At 64.8% G+C, this 17,150-nt stretch carries 16 protein-coding genes; 7 read left to right on the forward strand and 9 right to left on the reverse strand.

What is annotated here, in order from left to right; translation table 11 throughout:
• Positions 1-157 precede the first annotated feature (157 nt).
• Positions 158-511, reverse strand: coding sequence for a hypothetical protein (locus C4K40_RS13275; RefSeq protein ID WP_053129031.1), 354 nt, complete (start codon positions 509-511; stop codon positions 158-160).
• Positions 512-1,031: 520 nt separating this feature from the next.
• Between C4K40_RS13275 and C4K40_RS13280 the strand changes: the two genes are divergently transcribed.
• A complete protein-coding gene (locus tag C4K40_RS13280; protein WP_053129032.1) occupies positions 1,032-5,891 on the forward strand; it encodes an NAD-glutamate dehydrogenase in 4,860 nt (1,619 codons plus the stop codon).
• Positions 5,892-5,996: 105 nt separating this feature from the next.
• On the opposite strand, the gene C4K40_RS13285 is transcribed toward C4K40_RS13280, so the two are convergent.
• The 4 genes from C4K40_RS13285 to C4K40_RS13300 all read right to left on the reverse strand — a co-directional run bounded on the left by C4K40_RS13285 (position 5,997) and on the right by C4K40_RS13300 (position 10,588).
• Positions 5,997-6,812, reverse strand: a complete 816-nt coding sequence (locus C4K40_RS13285; RefSeq protein ID WP_053129035.1) for an META and DUF4377 domain-containing protein — start codon at positions 6,810-6,812, stop codon at positions 5,997-5,999.
• A 371-nt stretch (positions 6,813-7,183) separates the two neighbouring features.
• A complete protein-coding gene (locus tag C4K40_RS13290) occupies positions 7,184-7,594 on the reverse strand; it encodes a cupin domain-containing protein (RefSeq protein WP_022644096.1) in 411 nt (136 codons plus the stop codon).
• Positions 7,595-7,699: 105 nt separating this feature from the next.
• On the reverse strand, positions 7,700-9,133 hold the full coding sequence (locus C4K40_RS13295) for a PLP-dependent aminotransferase family protein (RefSeq protein ID WP_053129039.1): 1,434 nt from the start codon (positions 9,131-9,133) through the stop codon (positions 7,700-7,702).
• Between the two features lie 90 nt (positions 9,134-9,223).
• Entirely contained in the window at positions 9,224-10,588 is a 1,365-nt protein-coding gene (locus C4K40_RS13300; protein ID WP_053129042.1) for a glycosyltransferase family 39 protein, read from the reverse strand.
• Between the two features lie 325 nt (positions 10,589-10,913).
• Here C4K40_RS13300 and C4K40_RS13305 point away from each other — a divergent pair, with 325 nt between their 5' ends.
• Positions 10,914-11,540, forward strand: a complete 627-nt coding sequence (locus C4K40_RS13305) for an FMN-dependent NADH-azoreductase (protein WP_022644100.1) — start codon at positions 10,914-10,916, stop codon at positions 11,538-11,540.
• 25 nt (positions 11,541-11,565) lie between these two features.
• Here C4K40_RS13305 and C4K40_RS13310 read toward each other — a convergent pair whose 3' ends face one another.
• Positions 11,566-11,880 (reverse strand): hypothetical protein, encoded by a 315-nt coding sequence (locus C4K40_RS13310; protein WP_022644101.1) that lies wholly within the window; start codon positions 11,878-11,880, stop codon positions 11,566-11,568.
• A gap of 205 nt (positions 11,881-12,085) precedes the next feature.
• On the opposite strand from C4K40_RS13310, the gene C4K40_RS13315 reads away from it, so the two are divergent.
• Genes C4K40_RS13315 through C4K40_RS13325 form a run of 3 tightly spaced genes read left to right on the forward strand, consistent with a single transcriptional unit; the run spans position 12,086 to position 14,312 of the window.
• The gene (locus C4K40_RS13315) at positions 12,086-12,781 is read left to right on the forward strand and encodes an STN domain-containing protein (RefSeq protein ID WP_306108871.1); all 696 of its coding nucleotides are present in this window, start codon (positions 12,086-12,088) and stop codon (positions 12,779-12,781) included.
• Positions 12,778-13,323 carry a sigma-70 family RNA polymerase sigma factor gene (locus C4K40_RS13320; RefSeq protein WP_053129044.1) on the forward strand — a complete coding sequence of 182 codons (546 nt, stop codon included), beginning with the start codon at positions 12,778-12,780 and terminating at the stop codon, positions 13,321-13,323. The genes C4K40_RS13315 and C4K40_RS13320 overlap by 4 nt, the downstream gene beginning before the upstream one ends.
• A 38-nt stretch (positions 13,324-13,361) precedes the next feature.
• Positions 13,362-14,312: a FecR domain-containing protein gene (locus tag C4K40_RS13325; protein WP_022644104.1), complete on the forward strand. Its 951-nt coding sequence runs from the start codon at positions 13,362-13,364 to the stop codon at positions 14,310-14,312.
• Positions 14,313-14,420: 108 nt separating this feature from the next.
• On the opposite strand, the gene gspJ is transcribed toward C4K40_RS13325, so the two are convergent.
• Positions 14,421-15,032 carry a type II secretion system minor pseudopilin GspJ gene (gene gspJ, locus C4K40_RS13330; RefSeq protein WP_053129048.1) on the reverse strand — a complete coding sequence of 204 codons (612 nt, stop codon included), beginning with the start codon at positions 15,030-15,032 and terminating at the stop codon, positions 14,421-14,423.
• Complete coding sequence (gene gspH, locus C4K40_RS13335; RefSeq protein ID WP_022644106.1) at positions 15,029-15,490, reverse strand: type II secretion system minor pseudopilin GspH; 462 nt, start codon at positions 15,488-15,490, stop codon at positions 15,029-15,031. Before gspH ends, gspJ begins: the two co-directional genes overlap by 4 nt.
• 118 nt (positions 15,491-15,608) lie before the next feature.
• On the opposite strand from gspH, the gene C4K40_RS13340 reads away from it, so the two are divergent.
• Complete coding sequence (locus C4K40_RS13340; protein WP_022644107.1) at positions 15,609-16,043, forward strand: type II secretion system protein N; 435 nt, start codon at positions 15,609-15,611, stop codon at positions 16,041-16,043.
• Between the two features lie 3 nt (positions 16,044-16,046).
• On the opposite strand, the gene gspI is transcribed toward C4K40_RS13340, so the two are convergent.
• Positions 16,047-16,433, reverse strand: a complete 387-nt coding sequence (gspI, locus tag C4K40_RS13345) for a type II secretion system minor pseudopilin GspI (protein ID WP_053129051.1) — start codon at positions 16,431-16,433, stop codon at positions 16,047-16,049.
• 247 nt (positions 16,434-16,680) lie between these two features.
• Here gspI and gspG point away from each other — a divergent pair, with 247 nt between their 5' ends.
• Positions 16,681-17,148 (forward strand): type II secretion system major pseudopilin GspG, encoded by a 468-nt coding sequence (gene gspG / locus C4K40_RS13350; RefSeq protein WP_053131290.1) that lies wholly within the window; start codon positions 16,681-16,683, stop codon positions 17,146-17,148.
• The last annotated feature ends 2 nt before the right edge of the window (positions 17,149-17,150 follow it).

Below are 17,150 nucleotides of genomic sequence, written 5' to 3' on the forward strand. Positions count from 1 at the left end.
CTTTTTCCCAAGGCGGCTGGCACGACGGGAGCCTGGTGCCCGCCAGGCGGGCATGCGCAACGGCTACATGAAGCCCCGGGCTACCCGAGGTTGGGCGTGGCCCTGTAGCCGCTGTCGAGCTTGCGAGGCTGCGCCCGGCCGCTGTCCGGGGTGGGTATCAGAGCTGGCTGATGTAGGTGCCCGTACCCTTGAGGATGTTCTTGAGGGTCAGTTCCACTTCGGCCAGGTCGGCGGCGCTGGTGGCGTGGTGGATTTGCAGGTGGTCCGAGCCGTTGAGGGCATCGGCGTCGGTCGCGGCGATCTCGATCAGCAGGGTGGTGGGGCTGAGGGTCACCTTGACCCCGTCCAGGGTCGAAGGCTCGCCGTCGAGGGTGATCTCCAGCTCGTCCTCGTCCGGGTAACGGCTCATCAGGAACATCTCGCCCTGGGTGCTGTGGCAGCAGAGCATGGCCATGTTGTCTTCTTCGTCGTCGCAAGGGTTGGCGATCAGGTGGGCGGTGGTCATCTGCATGGGCACATTCCTGGGGCAGGGCAAAAGAAAGGATTCTGCCAGCCCGGGGGAATTTCTGCTGGGTTGTCTGTCAGTACGGCAGTTGTGAACGCCTGGCGCGGATGAGTCATTTTGCGCACGCAAGTCCGGTCCGTGCATGGAAAACCCCGGGTTTTCCGCCAGCTGCTGCTAGTGTTGTTCTGGGCGTGACTGCCCGGTTGCGTGCCTTTGACCGAATATGTCGCAGCATCGCAAGCAGCTGTCGCATCGCACTCGTTAAGCTGCGCAGCGGACAATTTGTTCTCAAGTGCAATAGGTTGCGTCTGTTTTGTGATGATCACCTGCCAGGGCATTGCCCCGTTCGCCCTGGCCGATGCCCATCCCGGGAAGGTGTGAATGTGACCTGCGCGTCTCGTCCAGCTTCATTCACCAGGCATCCTGCAACCTCTGCCCGAGATTCAGGAACAGGATGCGCCGGCGCCCCCCAGCGGGACCGAACACGACGCTACCATCAATAACAAGCCCAAGCGGAGTACCACAGATGGCGTTCTTCACCGCAGCCAGCAAGGCCGACTTCCAGCACCAACTGCAAGCGGCACTGGCGCAGCACATCAGTGAACAGGCACTGCCACAAGTGGCGCTGTTCGCTGAACAATTCTTCGGCATCATTTCCCTGGACGAACTCACCCAGCGTCGCATGTCCGACCTGGCGGGCTGCACCCTCTCTGCCTGGCGCCTGCTTGAGCGCTTCGATCACGCGCAACCGCAAGTGCGCGTCTACAACCCCGATTACGAACGTCATGGCTGGCAGTCGACCCACACCGCGGTGGAAGTCCTGCACCATGACCTGCCATTCCTGGTGGACTCGGTCCGTACCGAGCTCAACCGTCGCGGCTACAGCATCCACACCCTGCAGACCGCGGTACTCAGCGTGCGTCGCGGCAGCAAGGGCGAGCTGCTGGAAATCCTGCCCAAGGGCACCCAGGGCGAAGGCGTGCAGAAAGAGTCGCTGATGTACCTGGAGATCGACCGCTGCGCCAACGCCGCCGAACTGAGCGTGCTGGGCAAGGAGCTGGAGCAGGTGCTGGGCGAGGTGCGTGTCGCCGTAGCCGACTTCGAGCCGATGAAGGCCAAGGTCCAGGAGCTGATCCAGAGCATCGACAACAGCCAGTTCGCCATCGCCGCCGACGAGAAGTCCGAGATCAAGAGCTTCCTCGAGTGGCTGGTGGACAACCACTTCACCTTCCTGGGCTACGAGGAATTCGTGGTCGGTGCCGACCAGGACGGCGGGCATATCGAGTATGACCCGAACTCCTTCCTGGGCCTGGCCAAGCTGCTGCGCGCCGGCCTCACCGGCGACGACCTGCATATCGAAGACTATGCCGTGAACTACCTGCGCGAACCGACGCCGCTGTCGTTCGCCAAGGCGTCGCTGCCTAGCCGCGTGCATCGCCCGGCCTACCCGGATTTCGTGTCGATCCGCCAGATCGATGCCGACGGCAAGGTGATCAAGGAATGCCGCTTCATGGGCCTCTACACCTCCTCGGTGTATGGCGAGAGCGTGCGGGTGATCCCGTACATCCGACGCAAGGTCGAGGTCATCGAGCAACGCTCCGGCTTCCAGCCCAAGGCCCACCTGGGCAAGGAACTGGCCCAGGTCCTGGAAGTGCTGCCCCGTGACGATCTGTTCCAGACGCCGGTTGACGAGCTGTTCAGCACCGTGATGTCCATCGTGCAGATCCAGGAACGCAACAAGATCCGGGTATTCCTGCGCAAGGACCCGTACGGCCGTTTCTGCTACTGCCTGGCCTACGTGCCGCGCGACATCTATTCCACCGAAGTGCGGCAGAAGATCCAGCAGGTCCTGATGGAACGCCTGCAGGCCACCGACTGCGAGTTCTGGACCTTCTTCTCCGAGTCGGTCCTTGCCCGCGTGCAACTGATCCTGCGGGTCGACCCGAAGCAGCGCATCGACATCGATCCGCTGCTGCTGGAGCGCGAAGTGGTGCAGGCCTGCCGCAGCTGGCAGGACGACTACGCCAGCCTGGTGGTCGAGAGCTTCGGCGAAGCCCACGGCACCAACGTCCTGGCTGACTTCCCGAAAGGTTTCCCGGCCGGCTACCGCGAGCGTTTCGCCGCCCACTCGGCGGTGGTGGACATGCAGCACCTGCTGAGCCTGAGCGAAAGCAACCCGCTGGTGATGAGCTTCTACCAGCCACTGGGCCAGGTGGCCGGCCAGCGCGAGCTGCACTGCAAGCTGTACCACGCCGATACCCCGCTGGCGCTGTCCGACGTGCTGCCGATCCTGGAAAACCTCGGCCTGCGGGTCCTGGGTGAGTTCCCGTATCGCCTGCGCCACAACAATGGCCGCGAGTTCTGGATCCACGACTTCGCCTTCACCGCCGCCGAAGGCCTGGACCTGGACATCCAGCAGCTCAACGACACGCTGCAGGACGCTTTCGTCCACATCGTCAGCGGCGACGCCGAGAACGACGCCTTCAACCGCTTGGTGCTGACCGCCGGCCTGCCATGGCGCGATGTGGCGCTGCTGCGTGCCTACGCCCGCTACCTGAAGCAGATCCGCCTCGGTTTCGACCTGGGCTACATCGCCAGCACCCTGAACAACCACACCGATATCGCCCGCGAGCTGACCCGGTTGTTCAAGACTCGCTTCTACCTGGCACGCAAGCTGACCCAGGAAGACCTGGACGACAAGCAGCAGCGCCTGGAGCAGGCGATCCTCACCGCCCTGGACGACGTCCAGGTGCTCAACGAGGACCGCATCCTGCGGCGCTACCTGGACCTGATCAAGGCCACCCTGCGCACCAACTTCTACCAGCCCGATGCCAACGGCCAGAACAAGTCGTACTTCAGCTTCAAGTTCAATCCGAAGCTGATCCCCGAGCTGCCCAAGCCAGTGCCGAAGTTCGAGATCTTCGTCTACTCGCCACGGGTCGAGGGCGTGCACCTGCGCTTCGGCAACGTCGCTCGCGGCGGCCTGCGCTGGTCGGATCGCGAGGAAGACTTCCGTACCGAAGTCCTGGGCCTGGTAAAAGCCCAGCAAGTGAAAAACTCGGTGATCGTGCCGGTGGGCGCCAAGGGTGGCTTCCTGCCGCGCCGCCTGCCGCTGGGCGGCAGCCGTGACGAGATCGCCGCTGAAGGCGTAGCGTGCTACCGCATCTTCATCTCCGGCCTGCTGGACATCACCGACAACCTCAAGGACGGTGGCGTGGTGCCGCCGGCCAACGTGGTTCGCCACGACGACGATGATCCGTACCTGGTGGTGGCGGCCGACAAGGGCACCGCGACCTTCTCCGACATCGCCAACAGCATCGCCATCGACTACGGCTTCTGGCTCGGCGACGCCTTCGCCTCCGGTGGTTCGGCCGGCTACGACCACAAGAAGATGGGCATCACCGCCCGTGGCGCCTGGGTCGGCGTGCAGCGCCACTTCCGCGAGCGTGGCATCAATGTCCAGGAAGACCCGATCAGCGTGGTGGGCGTGGGCGACATGGCCGGCGACGTGTTCGGCAACGGCCTGCTGATGTCCGACAAACTGCAACTGGTGGCGGCGTTCAACCACCTGCACATCTTCGTCGACCCGAATCCGGATCCGGCCACCAGCTTCGTCGAGCGCAAGCGCCTGTTCGACCTGCCGCGCTCGGCCTGGAGCGACTACGACGCCAGCATCATGTCCGAGGGTGGCGGCATCTTCTCCCGTAGCGCGAAGAGCATCGCCATTTCGCCGCAGATGAAGGAGCGCTTCGACATCCAGGCCGACAAGCTGACCCCGACCGAGCTGCTCAACGCCTTGCTCAAGGCGCCGGTGGACCTGTTGTGGAACGGCGGCATCGGCACCTACGTCAAGGCCAGCAGCGAAAGCCACGCCGATGTCGGCGACAAGGCCAACGACGCCCTGCGGGTCAACGGCAACGAACTGCGCTGCAAGGTGGTGGGCGAGGGCGGCAACCTGGGCATGACCCAGCTGGGTCGCGTCGAGTTCGGCCTCAACGGCGGCGGCTCCAACACCGACTTCATCGACAACGCCGGTGGCGTGGACTGCTCCGACCACGAAGTGAACATCAAGATCCTGCTCAACGAAGTGGTGCAGGCCGGCGACATGACCGACAAGCAGCGCAACCAGCTGCTGGCGAGCATGACCGACGAAGTGGCGGGCCTGGTCCTGGGCAACAACTACAAGCAGACCCAGGCCCTGTCCCTGGCTGCGCGTCGCGCCTACGAGCGGATCGCCGAGTACAAGCGCCTGATGGGCGACCTGGAAGGCCGTGGCAAGCTGGACCGGGCCATCGAGTTCCTGCCCAGCGAAGAGCAGCTCAACGAGCGCGTCGCCGCTGGCAAGGGCCTGACCCGTCCGGAGCTGTCGGTGCTGATCTCCTACAGCAAGATCGATCTCAAGGAGCAGCTGCTGGGCTCCCTGGTGCCGGATGACGACTACCTGACCCGTGACATGGAAACCGCGTTCCCGCCGACCCTGGTCAGCAAGTTCGCCGAAGCCATGCGCCGTCACCGCCTGAAGCGCGAGATCGTCAGCACCCAGATCGCCAACGACCTGGTCAACCACATGGGCATCACCTTCGTGCAGCGCTTGAAGGAGTCCACCGGCATGAGCCCGGCCAACGTGGCCGGCGCCTATGTGATCGTGCGCGACATCTTCCACCTGCCGCACTGGTTCCGCCAGATCGAGGCCCTGGATCACCAGGTCTCGGCACAGGTGCAGCTGGAGCTGATGGATGAGCTGATGCGCCTGGGTCGTCGGGCCACCCGCTGGTTCCTGCGTAGCCGTCGCAACGAGCAGGATGCCGCCCGTGACGTGGCGCATTTCGGTCCGCACCTGGCAGCCCTGGGCTTGAAGCTCGACGAGCTGCTCGAAGGTCCGACCCGTGAAGGCTGGCAGTCGCGCTACACCGCCTATGTCGAGGCTGGCGTACCGGAGTTGCTGGCACGCATGGTGGCCGGCACCACCCACCTGTACACCCTGCTGCCGATCATCGAGGCTGCCGACGTCACCGGGCACGACGCCGCCGATGTGGCCAAGGCCTACTTCGCCGTGGGCAGTGCCCTAGACCTGCCGTGGTACCTGCAGCAGATCAGCGATCTGCCGGTGGCCAACAACTGGCAGGCCCAGGCACGCGAAGCCTTCCGCGACGACGTGGACTGGCAGCAGCGGGCGATCACCATCTCGGTCCTGCAAATGGCCGATGCGCCGCAAGACATGGAAGCCCGCGTGGCCCTGTGGCTTGAGCAGAACCTGAGCATGGTCGAGCGCTGGCGCGCGATGATGGTGGAAATCCGTGCCGCCAGCGGCACCGACTACGCCATGTACGCAGTGGCCAACCGGGAACTGCTGGACCTGGCCATGAGCGGCCAGTCGGGCCTGTAAACCACCGACCCCGCTGCAACGCAAAAGCCCCGTATCGCAAGATACGGGGCTTTTTTCATGGCCTGTCGAAAGGGGCGTCAGGCTCCGGAAGGGCGCAGGGAGTTCTTACTTGGTCTTGCCCGAGGCGTCCTGCTCGACCACCAGGTCCAGCACATAGACCTGCGACGAGGCGTCGGCTGGCGGGTTCTTCCACTCGTATTGCTTGACCCGCAGCACGGTACGCACGCCGGCGTGGTGCTCGTAGCCCTGGATCGAGTCGTACATCGGATGCCAGGTGTCCTGGGTCGGCAACTGCAGGCCGGCGTCGTCATAGCGCCGCTCGCGCACTTGCAGGCACTGGTGGTTGGGGATCAGCGGGTGGCTGCACTTGACGGTCTTGGCGGCCACTTCCAGGAACTTGATCTCGCCCTGGCTGCCGTAGCGGGTCTCCGGGGTTTCTTCGCCCTGGAACTTGAGCACCGAACCATCCTGGGTGGTCAGTTGTAGCGTCGGCTCGGGAGTGTCGCCGTTGATGGTGGTACGCAGGTCGCCCTTGAGCAGGCGACCGACCTCGCTGTCCAGGTCCATCAGGCTCTTGTCGCAGGCCATCATGGTCGAAGCCAGCTGTTGTACCTTCAGCACGCCGTTCTGGTAGCTGTAGCCACCGAACTGGCCGTTGCAGCCGCCGCTGATGTTCAGGTTCTGGTCGCCGAAGGTCAGGCGCAGCTTGCCCTGGGTGCCCTTGGCCATGGCTGCGATAGGCTTGCCCGAGGCATCGGTGGCCGATACCAGGTTCCAGTAATAGGCCGGGAGCGCCGGCTGGGCGGCGGTGGTCGAGGAGGCGGCGGGCATGGAAGGCGATCCTTCATGGGAGGTGGAAGCCGGAGTGCAGGCCTGGAGCAGGGCGGCGCAGACGGCAACGAGGAGAATATTCTGTTTCATGGTTCGCTCTTTCAGCCTTGATTGAGTAGGTGCGGCAGCCTGCGCAGGCAGGATGCGCGCGCCGGTAAACAGGGTACGAGGTCACTCGAAGAGGGTAGCGCACTGCGCAATCCGATGGGCCCGAAGGCTGGATCGGGCGACCTCGACCGTTACCGATAGCGATGGGACAGCATGATGGCGATTCGGTTTCACCTGGGTGTTTGCCCGGTAGTGTTACCAAATCTTGCAACATGCTGGGTGTGGCCGCTGCCGCAGGCTGCGCAGGGGCGCGCAGCGGCGTGGGGGGGATGGGATTGTCCTGTCGGACGGCGGGCCTTGTCGCAGTTTCGCCGGCTCAGCAGCGGCCACGGGTGGGTGTGGCCGCTACAGGATCAATGTTCCAGGGGCGTCAGCACTTCGTCCTTGGTGTCCATCAGCATGAATACCAGCAGCTTGGCCGGTTGGGTCTGGCTGGCGTTGGCCGAGACCGGATGCTGCGAGCCGGCAGGCTCGAACCAGGACTGCCCGGCCTGGTAGGTGATGCTCGGGCCATCGTTGACCCGGGAGGTGATGGCGCCTTCGAGCACGTAGGCCATGGCCGCCCCGGCATGGCGGTGGGGTACGGTGGCCTGGCCCGGGGCGTAGTCGACGGTGAGCATCATGGCCTTCTTGCCCGGCAGGTTGGCCAGGGCCTGGTCCTGCAGGATCGCCAGCTTCTCCTTGCCGTACACCGGCTCGTGGGCGGTGGCCGCCACAGAGGTGATCAGCGCGAGGGTGGCGAGGGCGGCAGTCAGGGTTTTCATCTTCGGTTTCTCCAGCGGATCGGAATGTCCTTTCAGGCTAAGCCCTGGGCGTCGGGGGCCCTATAACCAATCCCGGCGAAGACGCGCAGACCAATCCACCGTCCTTCAGGTGATCTGCTGCAGGATGTCGCGCACCTTGTCCAGGGCCGGGTCGATGTCCAGGGTCTCGATGGCGCCGAAGCCGATGAACAAGCCCTCGCGGACCGGGCTGTCGTGGAAGAACTCCTGCAGCGAATAGAGTCCCACCTCGACCTTCTTCGCCAGATCCAGCAGCAGCGGGATATCCACCGGCACCTTGCACAGCGCGGCCATATGGAATCCGGCCGTGCAGGGCACCGCTTCCAGCCAGGGCGCCAGGTCGCCCTGCAGGCGCAGCAGGATGCGCTCGCGGCGCCCGGCATACACCGCGTGGCAGCGGCGGATGTGCTTTTGCAGGTAACCCTCGTCGATGAACTTGGCCAGGGCCCATTGGGGCAGGGTCGGGGTATGGCAATCGGACAGCTGCTTGGCCTTGATCACCGCCGGCAGGATGGCCGGTGGCAGCACGGCATACCCCAGGCGCAGTTGGGGCAGCATGCTTTTGGAGAAGGTCCCGACGTAGGCCACCACGCCAAGGCTGTCCAGGCTCTGCAAGGAGTCGGTGGGCCGGCCCTCATAGCGGAATTCACTGTCGTAGTCGTCTTCGATGACGATGGCCCCCAGCTGTCGCGCGCGCTCCAGCAGCGCCTCGCGGCGCGCCTGGCTCATGGGCATGCCCAGGGGGAACTGATGCGAGGGGGTGACATAGATCAGCCGCACGCCATCGGGAATCCGCGCCACCTCGATGCCCTCGGCATCCACCGGCACCCCCACGACCCGCGCACCCTGGGCCTGGAACAGCAGGCGAGCCGGGGTATAGCCCGGGTCCTCCATGGCCACCAGGCTGCCTGGCTCGAGTACCACCCGGGCGATCAGGTCCAGGGCCTGCTGTGCGCCATTGCACACCACGATGTCCTGGGCGGTGCACACCACCCCGCGGGAAAACGCCACGTGGCCGGCTATGGCATTGCGCAAGACCGGCAGGCCCTCCGGCTGGCTGTAGAAACCGCCGGCCTGGGCCATGCGCCGCAAGGCATCCTGGGTGCAGCTGCGCCAGTGGTCCTGGGGGAATTGCGCGCGGGTGGTGGCGCCACCGATGAATTCGTAGCGCAGGGTGCCTTCCAGGGTCGGGTGGCGCAGCGGCGAAGGAATTGTCTGCCAGCGCTCCAGGCTCTGGACGCAGGCCAGGTCCTGGGCACTCTGCTTGCGTTCGGCCTTGACTGGGCGCGGGCTGACGAAAGTGCCCCGGCCGATCTTGCCCACCAGGTAGTTTTCATAGGTCAGCAGGGCGTAGGTATCGGATACCGTCTTGCGCGAGATGCCCAATTGCGCGGCCAGCAGCCGGCTGGGAGGCAACTGAGCGCCGGCGGCCAGGCGCCCGGAGTCGATGGCGCCGCGCAGTTGCTGGTAGAGCTGCTCGGCCAGGTCCTTGCGGCCGTTGATCACTACGTGAAGTTCCATTGCCATGCCCGGGTCTGATTGATCGGCGCAAGGTTACTCGTCCCGTGGCCTTTCGTGTAGTTGTCCGGCTGCCAGCCAGCCGGGACAAGCTCACCAGAACCAGTAGGGCAGGAACTTGGGTGTCGGTTCTATGGCCAGTTCCTGGTGGAACGTGATGGGGTTGAAGAAGAACGCATCCAGGGCAAGAAAGGCCGCGACACCATATGCCAGGACGATCAATTGGCGATGGGGATGTACGTAGTAGTTGTGGTCGATGAAGTAACGCACCACGGTGAGTACGACAAAGCTTGCGAATACGCCGAGATAGTTCGGTTGTAACGGCTTGGCACCGTAGAAGTTGTATATCCACACCGCCACGGCCAGCCCGGCGCCAATGGCGGGCAACTTCAGGCAGAACCCCAATAGCCAGTTCCTGGCGCGGGCGAACATATCGTTCTTGTCGACGAAGATATAGGCGGCCAGCAAGGCGATGGCGGGGGTGATGGAAACGATATAGCGCGCCTTCTTCGAGTTGGGGATGGTAAAGAACAGGATCAGCGCCACGAACCATAGCGCCAGGTAGAGCAGCAACTCGCTATCGACCTGGCGCTGGGCGCCGAAGAATGTCTTGTACTTCCTGAAGATGACATTCAGGGCGAAGAACACCGTGACGCCATAGGTGATCAGTCCACCGGTGAAGTAGAAGTAGTAGCGAGGTTTGTGATTGCTGGAGACCCGCTCCAGGCCCTGCATCATCAGTACTTCGTGCATGAAGGCCGGGCCGCCCTGTACATGGGCGGCAAAGGCCAGCAAGGCCACGCCGACGATGAGCAGCAAGCCCGAGACCAGGCCGAACAGCAACAGCTTGCGCCACTGCCGGCTCAGCAGGTAATAGCCGCCCACCACGATCGCCGGGCCGATCAGGCCGATGGGGCCGCGGAACATGAAGCCCAGGGCCAGCCCGACAAATACCAGGGCCAGGCGCCAGGGCCGGCGCTTCAACTGGCCGGAGTAGGCCAGGTAGAAGCACGCCACGCTGAACAATGCGGGATAGACATCCAGCGCCAGCGAGTTGACCGCATCCAGAAACCCCCAGGTCAGCAGTGCAAAGAGCACCCCGTACAGGCCCCATTGCTTGTCGTGCAGCGCTCCCAGTTTGTAGATGAAGACCAGGATCAGTGCCGCGCTGACGCAATAAGGCAGGCCCATCGACAGTATCGACAGGCGGCCGAAAGGCAGTGAGGACAAGTAGATGAGAAAAGTGTTGGCGATGGTGTAGTCGGGGTAGGGCTGCAAATCATCGGCAATGGGAAACAGCGTCATGCCGTGCTGGAGCATATAGTCGGCAAAGTCGACGAAGCGCGTGGTGTAGTTGAGAATTCCAGGCTTGTATTGCAAGCCCATGAACAGCGCAAGCGCTACTAGAAAGATACTCAGGCAAGGTCTTTGGCTGACCTGTCTCATCAAGTTGCTCATGCGCTCGTTACTTCCGGAATACACAAATATGCGGTGGCCATCGGTCCGACACCATAGAGCAACATGACTGTCTGCTTGCTGAACTGCTGCGGAACATGGTCGCGCAATCTAGTCGGCGCCAAGTTAGAGGTGGGTATAAGTATCCGGCTCGAGAGTGGTCTGCCCTGAATCCCGTGGATTGGCTATAGGGCAATGTCGCGGCGGCCGTTAGCCTGTACGGCGCCGATACCGCAACAAGGACTTGCCAGGATCGCCCGCCAGCGGGGTCGGCCAGTCATCCAGCGTTCGCGCTGGCCTCCTTGTTTTCTGCGATACAGGTATTCCCATGAAGTTGCTTCACGTCGACGCCAGCGCCAAGGGCGAGCGCTCCAACTCCCGTGCCCTGGGCCGTTATTTCATCGAACAGTTGCAGGAGCAGGGGCTGGACCTGGAAATCGACTACCTGGACCTGGCCCGGGAGGCTCCGGCGGCCGTCACCGAGGCGTTCGCCATCGCTACCTATACCGCGCCGGCGGCCCGCACGCCGCAGATGCGCGAGACCCTGGCCGCATCCGATGTCTTGTGTCAGCGCCTGCTGCAGGCCGATGCCTGCCTGTTCGCCATGCCCATGTACAACTGGTCGATGCCTTCGACCTTCAAGGCCTTCATCGATGCCATCACCCGTACCGAGCTGACGTACCTGAACACCCCGGACGGGATCGTCGGCCAGGTGAACCGGCAGAAGGTACTGTTCCTCACCAGCCGTGGCGCCGACCTGCGCCCGGGCACTCCCATGGCTTGGATGGATGCGCTGACCCCGGCGCTGCGGGCCGCCTTTGCCTTCATCGGCGTGCAGGATCCACGGTTCGTCGATGCCCAGCCGTTGCAGTTCGCCAACCCCGAGGCGCGCAGCGAAGCCCTGGAACGGGCTCGGCAAGAACTGCGGCAAGTGGCCGGGCAGTGGGCGGCCTGAGCTACTGGCGCTAGCCTCTGGCCGTTCAAGGACGCTGTTGCGGGGTGACCGAGTTGCCGAAAGTGTTGCCCATGCGCACGCCGGTGGCGGCCGGGGTCGACAGGCCGAGCTGGTTCGGCGGGCGTTTTTCCACCGGTTTGCGCATCGCCTCGGCATTGGCCTGGGCGGCCTTGGCCGCTTGCGGGTCGTTGCCCATCTGCCGGCTCAGGCAGTTGTAGTCGGGGGCCTTGTAGCCGCCGACGCTGACCTCCACGCACCCCTCGCGCGCTTCCTCGGCCTGGGCCACCCAAGGCAGGACGCTGAGCAACAGGCTTGCGGCATAAAGACTGAATCGGTTCATGAGGGCCTCCTGGCTGGCCCGGGAAAGCGGGCTTCGATATCGACCGAGTGTAGAGCAAAGACCGTGCTGAAAAAGTGATGGTTTTTTTGCCATGGCCGTAACACCAGATTCATAAACTGGCCTCAGGATGACGCTTTTCAGGGATTGGAAGGCAGTGCAGCGACGCAGAGCGCAGGTCGGGCGATGGACTTCATTGCACGGGAGCTTGGCGACCTGTGTGCTGGGGTTCGCGTTGTGGCTGCAGGTGCCCGAAAGCTGGGCCCAGGACAGTCCGCAAGGGCCGCCCCGGGTCGATTCCCAGGCCCTGCTGGCGCTGGATATTCCGGCCCAGGACCTGGCCCAGGCCCTGGAATTGTTCAGTCGTGCCACCGGGATGGCGGTACTGGTGGACCGGGAATTGGCTCGAGGCCGGCGCTCGGTGGGGGTCAAGGGGCGCTACAGCGCTCGCGAGGGGCTCGGCCGTTTGCTGGCTGGCAGTGGCCTGATGGCTCGTTACGCCCGTAGCGACGCCTTCACCTTGCAAGTGCCGCCGGCCAACCAGCCGGCGGCGCAACCTGCGGCGGGCGGCGGGCGCGGGGCGCGGCTCAACAGCAGCTATGCCACGGCCTTGCAGCGGGCGGTGGAGCGCAGCTTGTGCGCTTCGCCGCTGACACGGCCGGGCAGCTTCAGGGCGCTGTTGCAGTTGTGGGTGGGGGCCGATGGCAGGGTGCAGCACAGTCGCCTGGTCGGCAGCACCGGCGACTGGCAACGGGATGAGGCGCTGGTGCAGCGCCTGGCACAGATTCGCGTCGAGCGTCAGGCGCCCAGCTCGTTGAGCCAGCCGCTGACCTTACTCTTGGTACCGGACACGACAGGGAAACGCATGGATTGCAAGGAATGGGAAGGAGCTTCCGGGGTATGAAGAACACCGGGCACAGTGCGATGGTCAGGCTGTTCCTGACGTCCTACGAGGACTTCCGGGTGCGCTTGCGCAGGCGCCTGGGATCCGAGGACCTGGCCAACGATGTCCTGCATGAAACCTACCTGCGGGTCGACCGCATGGAAGAGCCGCCGAACCTCGCCCAACCCAACGCCTACCTGTATCGCATGGCCCTGAACATCGCCGCCGACCGGCGCCAGTCCGACGCTCGCCTGCTCACCGGCGAGGAGGTCGAGGAGCTGCTGCAGGTCGCCGACGAGGCCCTGGACCCTTCCCGGGTGGTGGGCGGCCAGAAGGAAATCCAGATCCTGCTCAAGGCCCTCTACGAGCTGCCGGCACGCCGCCGGCGGATCTTCATCGCTGCGCGCCTGGAAGAGGCGCCGCACCTGGAAATCTCCCAGCGCTTCGGCATTTCCACACGGATGGTGGAGAAGGAACTCAAGGCCGCCCTGGGGCATTGCGCCCTGCGTCTTGAAAGAAAAGTCATTCAGCGGTTCGGTCCCGGGGCCGGAAAACCGTCCTAGACAAAGAGTCCCTGATCAATCCGTGAGTATCTGCGCGCTTGAACATCTTTAGCATTTCTTCTCCCCGGGCCTCGGCGGACCAGCAACTGCTGAGCGAAGCCCGGGACTGGCTGGTCCTCCTGACGTCGGGCCGGGCCACCGCGGCCGACGCCCGGGCGCTGCGCCAGTGGTGCGCGCAGAGCCCGCAACACGCGGCTGCCTTCGAGCAGGCCAAGACGCTGTGGCATGGCTTGCAGCCGGCGGCCCAGCGCCTGGAACAGCAGGCACGCTTCCGGACTTTTGGGCGCCGGGCCTTTCTCGGCGGCGCGCTGGCGGCCTCGGCGGCACTGTTCATGGTGCGCATTACGGTGCCCGGCGGTTTTGCCGGGCTCACGGCGGATTTTTCCACCGAGGTCGGCGAGCAACGGCGGGTGGACCTGGCCGATGGTGTGAGCCTGGAACTCAACACCCAGACCCGTATCAGTCGCCGTGAACTGGCGGCGGGAGAGCAGGGCATCGAGTTGCTGGAGGGCGAGGTGGAGGTCTTCAGCCAGGGCGGGCAGGCGCTCAAGGTCCAGGCCGGGGAAGGTTGGCTGAGCGCGCGCCAGGCGCGTTTCAACCTGCGCAATACCGAGCGCCAGGTGTGCGTGACCTGTATCGAGGGCAGTCTGCAGGTAGAGGTGGCCGGGCGCAGCATTCGCCTGGACAGCGGCCGCCAGCTGACCTACGACGAGCGTGGCGTGGGCCAGCCAGTGGCGGTGGACCCCCATGCGGTGATCGCCTGGCGCGAGCAGGTGCTGGTGTTCGACAACGCCACGCTGGATACCGTGGTTCGCGAGATCAACCGCTACCGTCCCGGGATGCTGGTATTGCTCAATGCCGAGCTCGGCAAACGCAAGGTCCAGGCGCGTTTCAACCTCGATCAACTGGCCGGCGTGGCGCTGTTGATCCGCGACGCCTATGGCGCCAAGTGCACCGAGTTGCCTGGCGGCGTGGTCCTGCTCAGCTGATACCGTCTCCGCGCTCGGCCTGAGCTGCCGCCGATATCCGCTACGCGACCGTAGATCTCGACGGATCTGAACCGCCGCCGGTGTCCGCCAAGTGCTCCAGGAGCGGGCTCAATCCAGCGGGCCCAGTACCTGGCGGTAGCGTTCTTCGCCTTGGGGCGTCTGGCGCACCAGGCGGATCTCCAGGCCGGCGGGGTTGTCCTGGCGGTTGCCGCTGAGCTGGCGCCAGCCTTTGTCCGGGTTCCACACACGCACCTGCAGATCGCTGACCCGCTCCAGCACCGCCACGCCGTCGCGCGGCGCCGGCAACGGGTAGCGATCGCGGGCCTCGGCCACCGCGCGGTACAGGGTGTCGCCCTTGAGCCACCAGCGCACCCGTTGCAGGCCTTCGCCAGAGGTGGCGGCGCTGCGGATCACTTCCAGGCGAAAACCCTTGCTGTCGGAGCTGCGCACGCTCAGGGGCGCCGGGGTCTCGGGTTCGGCATTCTCGCTTTCACCAAGCTGCGGCTCGCGCAACTCGATGGCGGCTCGCTGGGCCACGTCGCGGTCCAGCTGGTTGAGCGCCCGCAGCAACGCCTCGGTCTGCTCGGTGCCGGCCTTGAGGTGGGCGTCGGCCCGGCTCACGCTGTCCAGGCCGCGCCAGGCGATGAGGCTGACCACCGCCATGAGCATGATCGCCACCATTACCTCGATCAGAGTGAAACCTTCCTGGCGACTGTTCATGGCTGCTCCACCACGCGCAACTGGCCGGCCGGCGTGCGCTCCACCCACAAGCTATGCTGACCATCGGACAACACGACCCGAACCGGTGGATTGATCCATTCGGCATTGAGCACCAGGCGCTGGCGCGGCTCGATGCGCACGTCCATGGCGGCGGTATCCCAACGGCGCGGGCGCAGTTGGCTGTCATGGCGGAAGTCGTCGACGCCGCTGCCGCCATCGGCCGGGCGGTCGAAGGCGAACCCCTTGGCATTGGCCCGCCAGGTGATGGGCCGGCCATCGGTGCGGGCTTCGGCCTGGGCCACTTGCAGTAGTTGCGCCAGGCGCTCGGCGTCCTTGCGCAGTTGTTGCAGCGGGTCGGGCTTGATGCTCAGGCCCACGGCGGCGCTGGCGATGCCAATGATCACCAGCACCACCATCAGTTCGATCAGGGTGAACCCCTGTTGCTTGCCGCTCTGCATCACGTTGCACTCCTTGGCGATGGGTCCAGACTGCCCGAGGCAGATGATCGTCCAGTGAAATAAAACCGTGAGAATTGAGCTGTAGGCTGCGGGGACGGACAAACAGGAGGTCCTGCCCATGCTACGCGCGATGCTCAACCCTTCTTCAGCTCCCCGGCTATTGCAGTACACGGCCCTGCTGGCGGCCCTGGCCGGTGTCGCCACCTGGTCGTCGCTGCTGCTGACCCCGGCCGAGTCCCAGACGCCGACGGCCGCGCCCCAGGTGCTCGCCGCACGTGCCGACAGCCCGGCCCTGCAGTGGTTCGCCAACCAGCCGGCGCAGGTGGATATCAAGGTCTCCGGGGTCATGGCCGGGGCCCGGGGGGCGGTGGCCATCCTCAGCCTCAACGACGGGCCTGCGCGCAGTTTCCTCGCCGGTGAACGGCTGACCCAGGGCGTGCGCCTGGCTGCCATCGAGGCCGATGGCGTGCTCATCGAGCGCGGCGGCGAGCAATCGCGGGTCAAGGTCAGCAAGCTGCCGGACTCGCCAGCCCTGCCACGGTTGACCCGCTGAGCCTCACTGGCGCGGCGCCTGTGGCCGGCTGACCAGGCTCTCCAGCCGTGCCAGGGGTGGCGCCTCACGGCTGCGGTCGCGTACCTGCACGCTGACCCGCAGCAGGCCCGGCGCAATGCCGGGAACTATCGCCTGCTCGCAAAGCAGCTTGAGCCGGCCCTGGTCGCATTCGAAATTCTTCAGGCCCGGATGCAGATTGCCCTCCAGGCGCAGCTCGGCCAGGCGGCTCTGGGCCGCCAGCAGGGCCAGGGACTTGTCGCGCAACAAACCGTTGCCCTGGGTCATCAGGCCCGCCACGCGCACTGCCGCCGACATCGCCACGGCGATGATGGCCAGGGCTACCAGGACCTCGATCAGGGTGAATCCAGCTTGTTTGGACACCGCTCGCATGGGCTGCTCGAAACCGGGAAACAGCCTCGCAGACTAGCCCGCGGGCTTGACGGAATGGCGACCGAAACTCCCGAGGTTTTTCAATACCACTGACATATCTTCTTGCAACACTGCGCGACGAATCGAACTCAAGCCAAGGAATGTCGAGATGGATATCGCGCATGAAACGTCCCCACCCCAAGCCTGCGGAGCGTTGCCGGCAGGCCAGGAGATCGCCTCGCCAGGCCAGGAGCAGGAAGCTTGTGGTGTGGTATGCCAGGACGCCGGCGGCAGTTCGGCATGGCGCTCGCGGACCTGGGGCAGCCGTGCCCAGCGCGGTTTCACCCTGATCGAGATCATGGTGGTGGTGGTGATCCTCGGGATCCTGGCCGTCATGGTGGTACCCAAGGTCCTGGATCGTCCGGACCAGGCACGTGCCACTGCGGCCAAGCAGGACATCGCCGGTCTGATGCAGGCGCTCAAGCTGTATCGCCTCGACCATGGCAGCTATCCGAGCATGAACCAGGGCCTGAAGGTCCTGGTGGAACGCCCGGCCAATGCCAAGGACAGCAACTGGCGTTCCTACCTGGAGCGCTTGCCCAACGATCCCTGGGGGCATCCTTATCACTACCTCAACCCGGGGGCCAACGGCGAGGTGGACGTATTCTCCCTCGGCGCCGACGGCCAGCCCGATGGCGAAGGCGTGAATGCCGACATCGGCTCCTGGCAGTTGTAAGC

Source organism: Pseudomonas sp. CMR5c (assembly GCF_003850545.1).
In the GTDB taxonomy this organism is placed as follows: domain Bacteria; phylum Pseudomonadota; class Gammaproteobacteria; order Pseudomonadales; family Pseudomonadaceae; genus Aquipseudomonas; species Aquipseudomonas piscis.

Bases quoted from the DNA above. Each gene is read 5' to 3' on its own strand.
- C4K40_RS13320 (WP_053129044.1), top strand. From the start codon at position 12,778: ATGAAGAACACCGGGCACAGTGCGATGGTCAGGCTGTTCCTGACGTCC.
- C4K40_RS13310 (WP_022644101.1), bottom strand. From the start codon at position 11,880: ATGAACCGATTCAGTCTTTATGCCGCAAGCCTGTTGCTCAGCGTCCTG.
- C4K40_RS13295 (WP_053129039.1), bottom strand. From the start codon at position 9,133: ATGGAACTTCACGTAGTGATCAACGGCCGCAAGGACCTGGCCGAGCAG.
- gspJ (WP_053129048.1), bottom strand. From the start codon at position 15,032: ATGAACAGTCGCCAGGAAGGTTTCACTCTGATCGAGGTAATGGTGGCG.
- C4K40_RS13275 (WP_053129031.1), bottom strand. From the start codon at position 511: ATGCAGATGACCACCGCCCACCTGATCGCCAACCCTTGCGACGACGAA.
- C4K40_RS13305 (WP_022644100.1), top strand. From the start codon at position 10,914: ATGAAGTTGCTTCACGTCGACGCCAGCGCCAAGGGCGAGCGCTCCAAC.
- C4K40_RS13290 (WP_022644096.1), bottom strand. From the start codon at position 7,594: ATGAAAACCCTGACTGCCGCCCTCGCCACCCTCGCGCTGATCACCTCT.
- gspH (WP_022644106.1), bottom strand. From the start codon at position 15,490: ATGCAGAGCGGCAAGCAACAGGGGTTCACCCTGATCGAACTGATGGTG.
- C4K40_RS13280 (WP_053129032.1), top strand. From the start codon at position 1,032: ATGGCGTTCTTCACCGCAGCCAGCAAGGCCGACTTCCAGCACCAACTG.
- C4K40_RS13340 (WP_022644107.1), top strand. From the start codon at position 15,609: ATGCTACGCGCGATGCTCAACCCTTCTTCAGCTCCCCGGCTATTGCAG.
- C4K40_RS13300 (WP_053129042.1), bottom strand. From the start codon at position 10,588: ATGAGCAACTTGATGAGACAGGTCAGCCAAAGACCTTGCCTGAGTATC.
- C4K40_RS13285 (WP_053129035.1), bottom strand. From the start codon at position 6,812: ATGAAACAGAATATTCTCCTCGTTGCCGTCTGCGCCGCCCTGCTCCAG.
- gspI (WP_053129051.1), bottom strand. From the start codon at position 16,433: ATGCGAGCGGTGTCCAAACAAGCTGGATTCACCCTGATCGAGGTCCTG.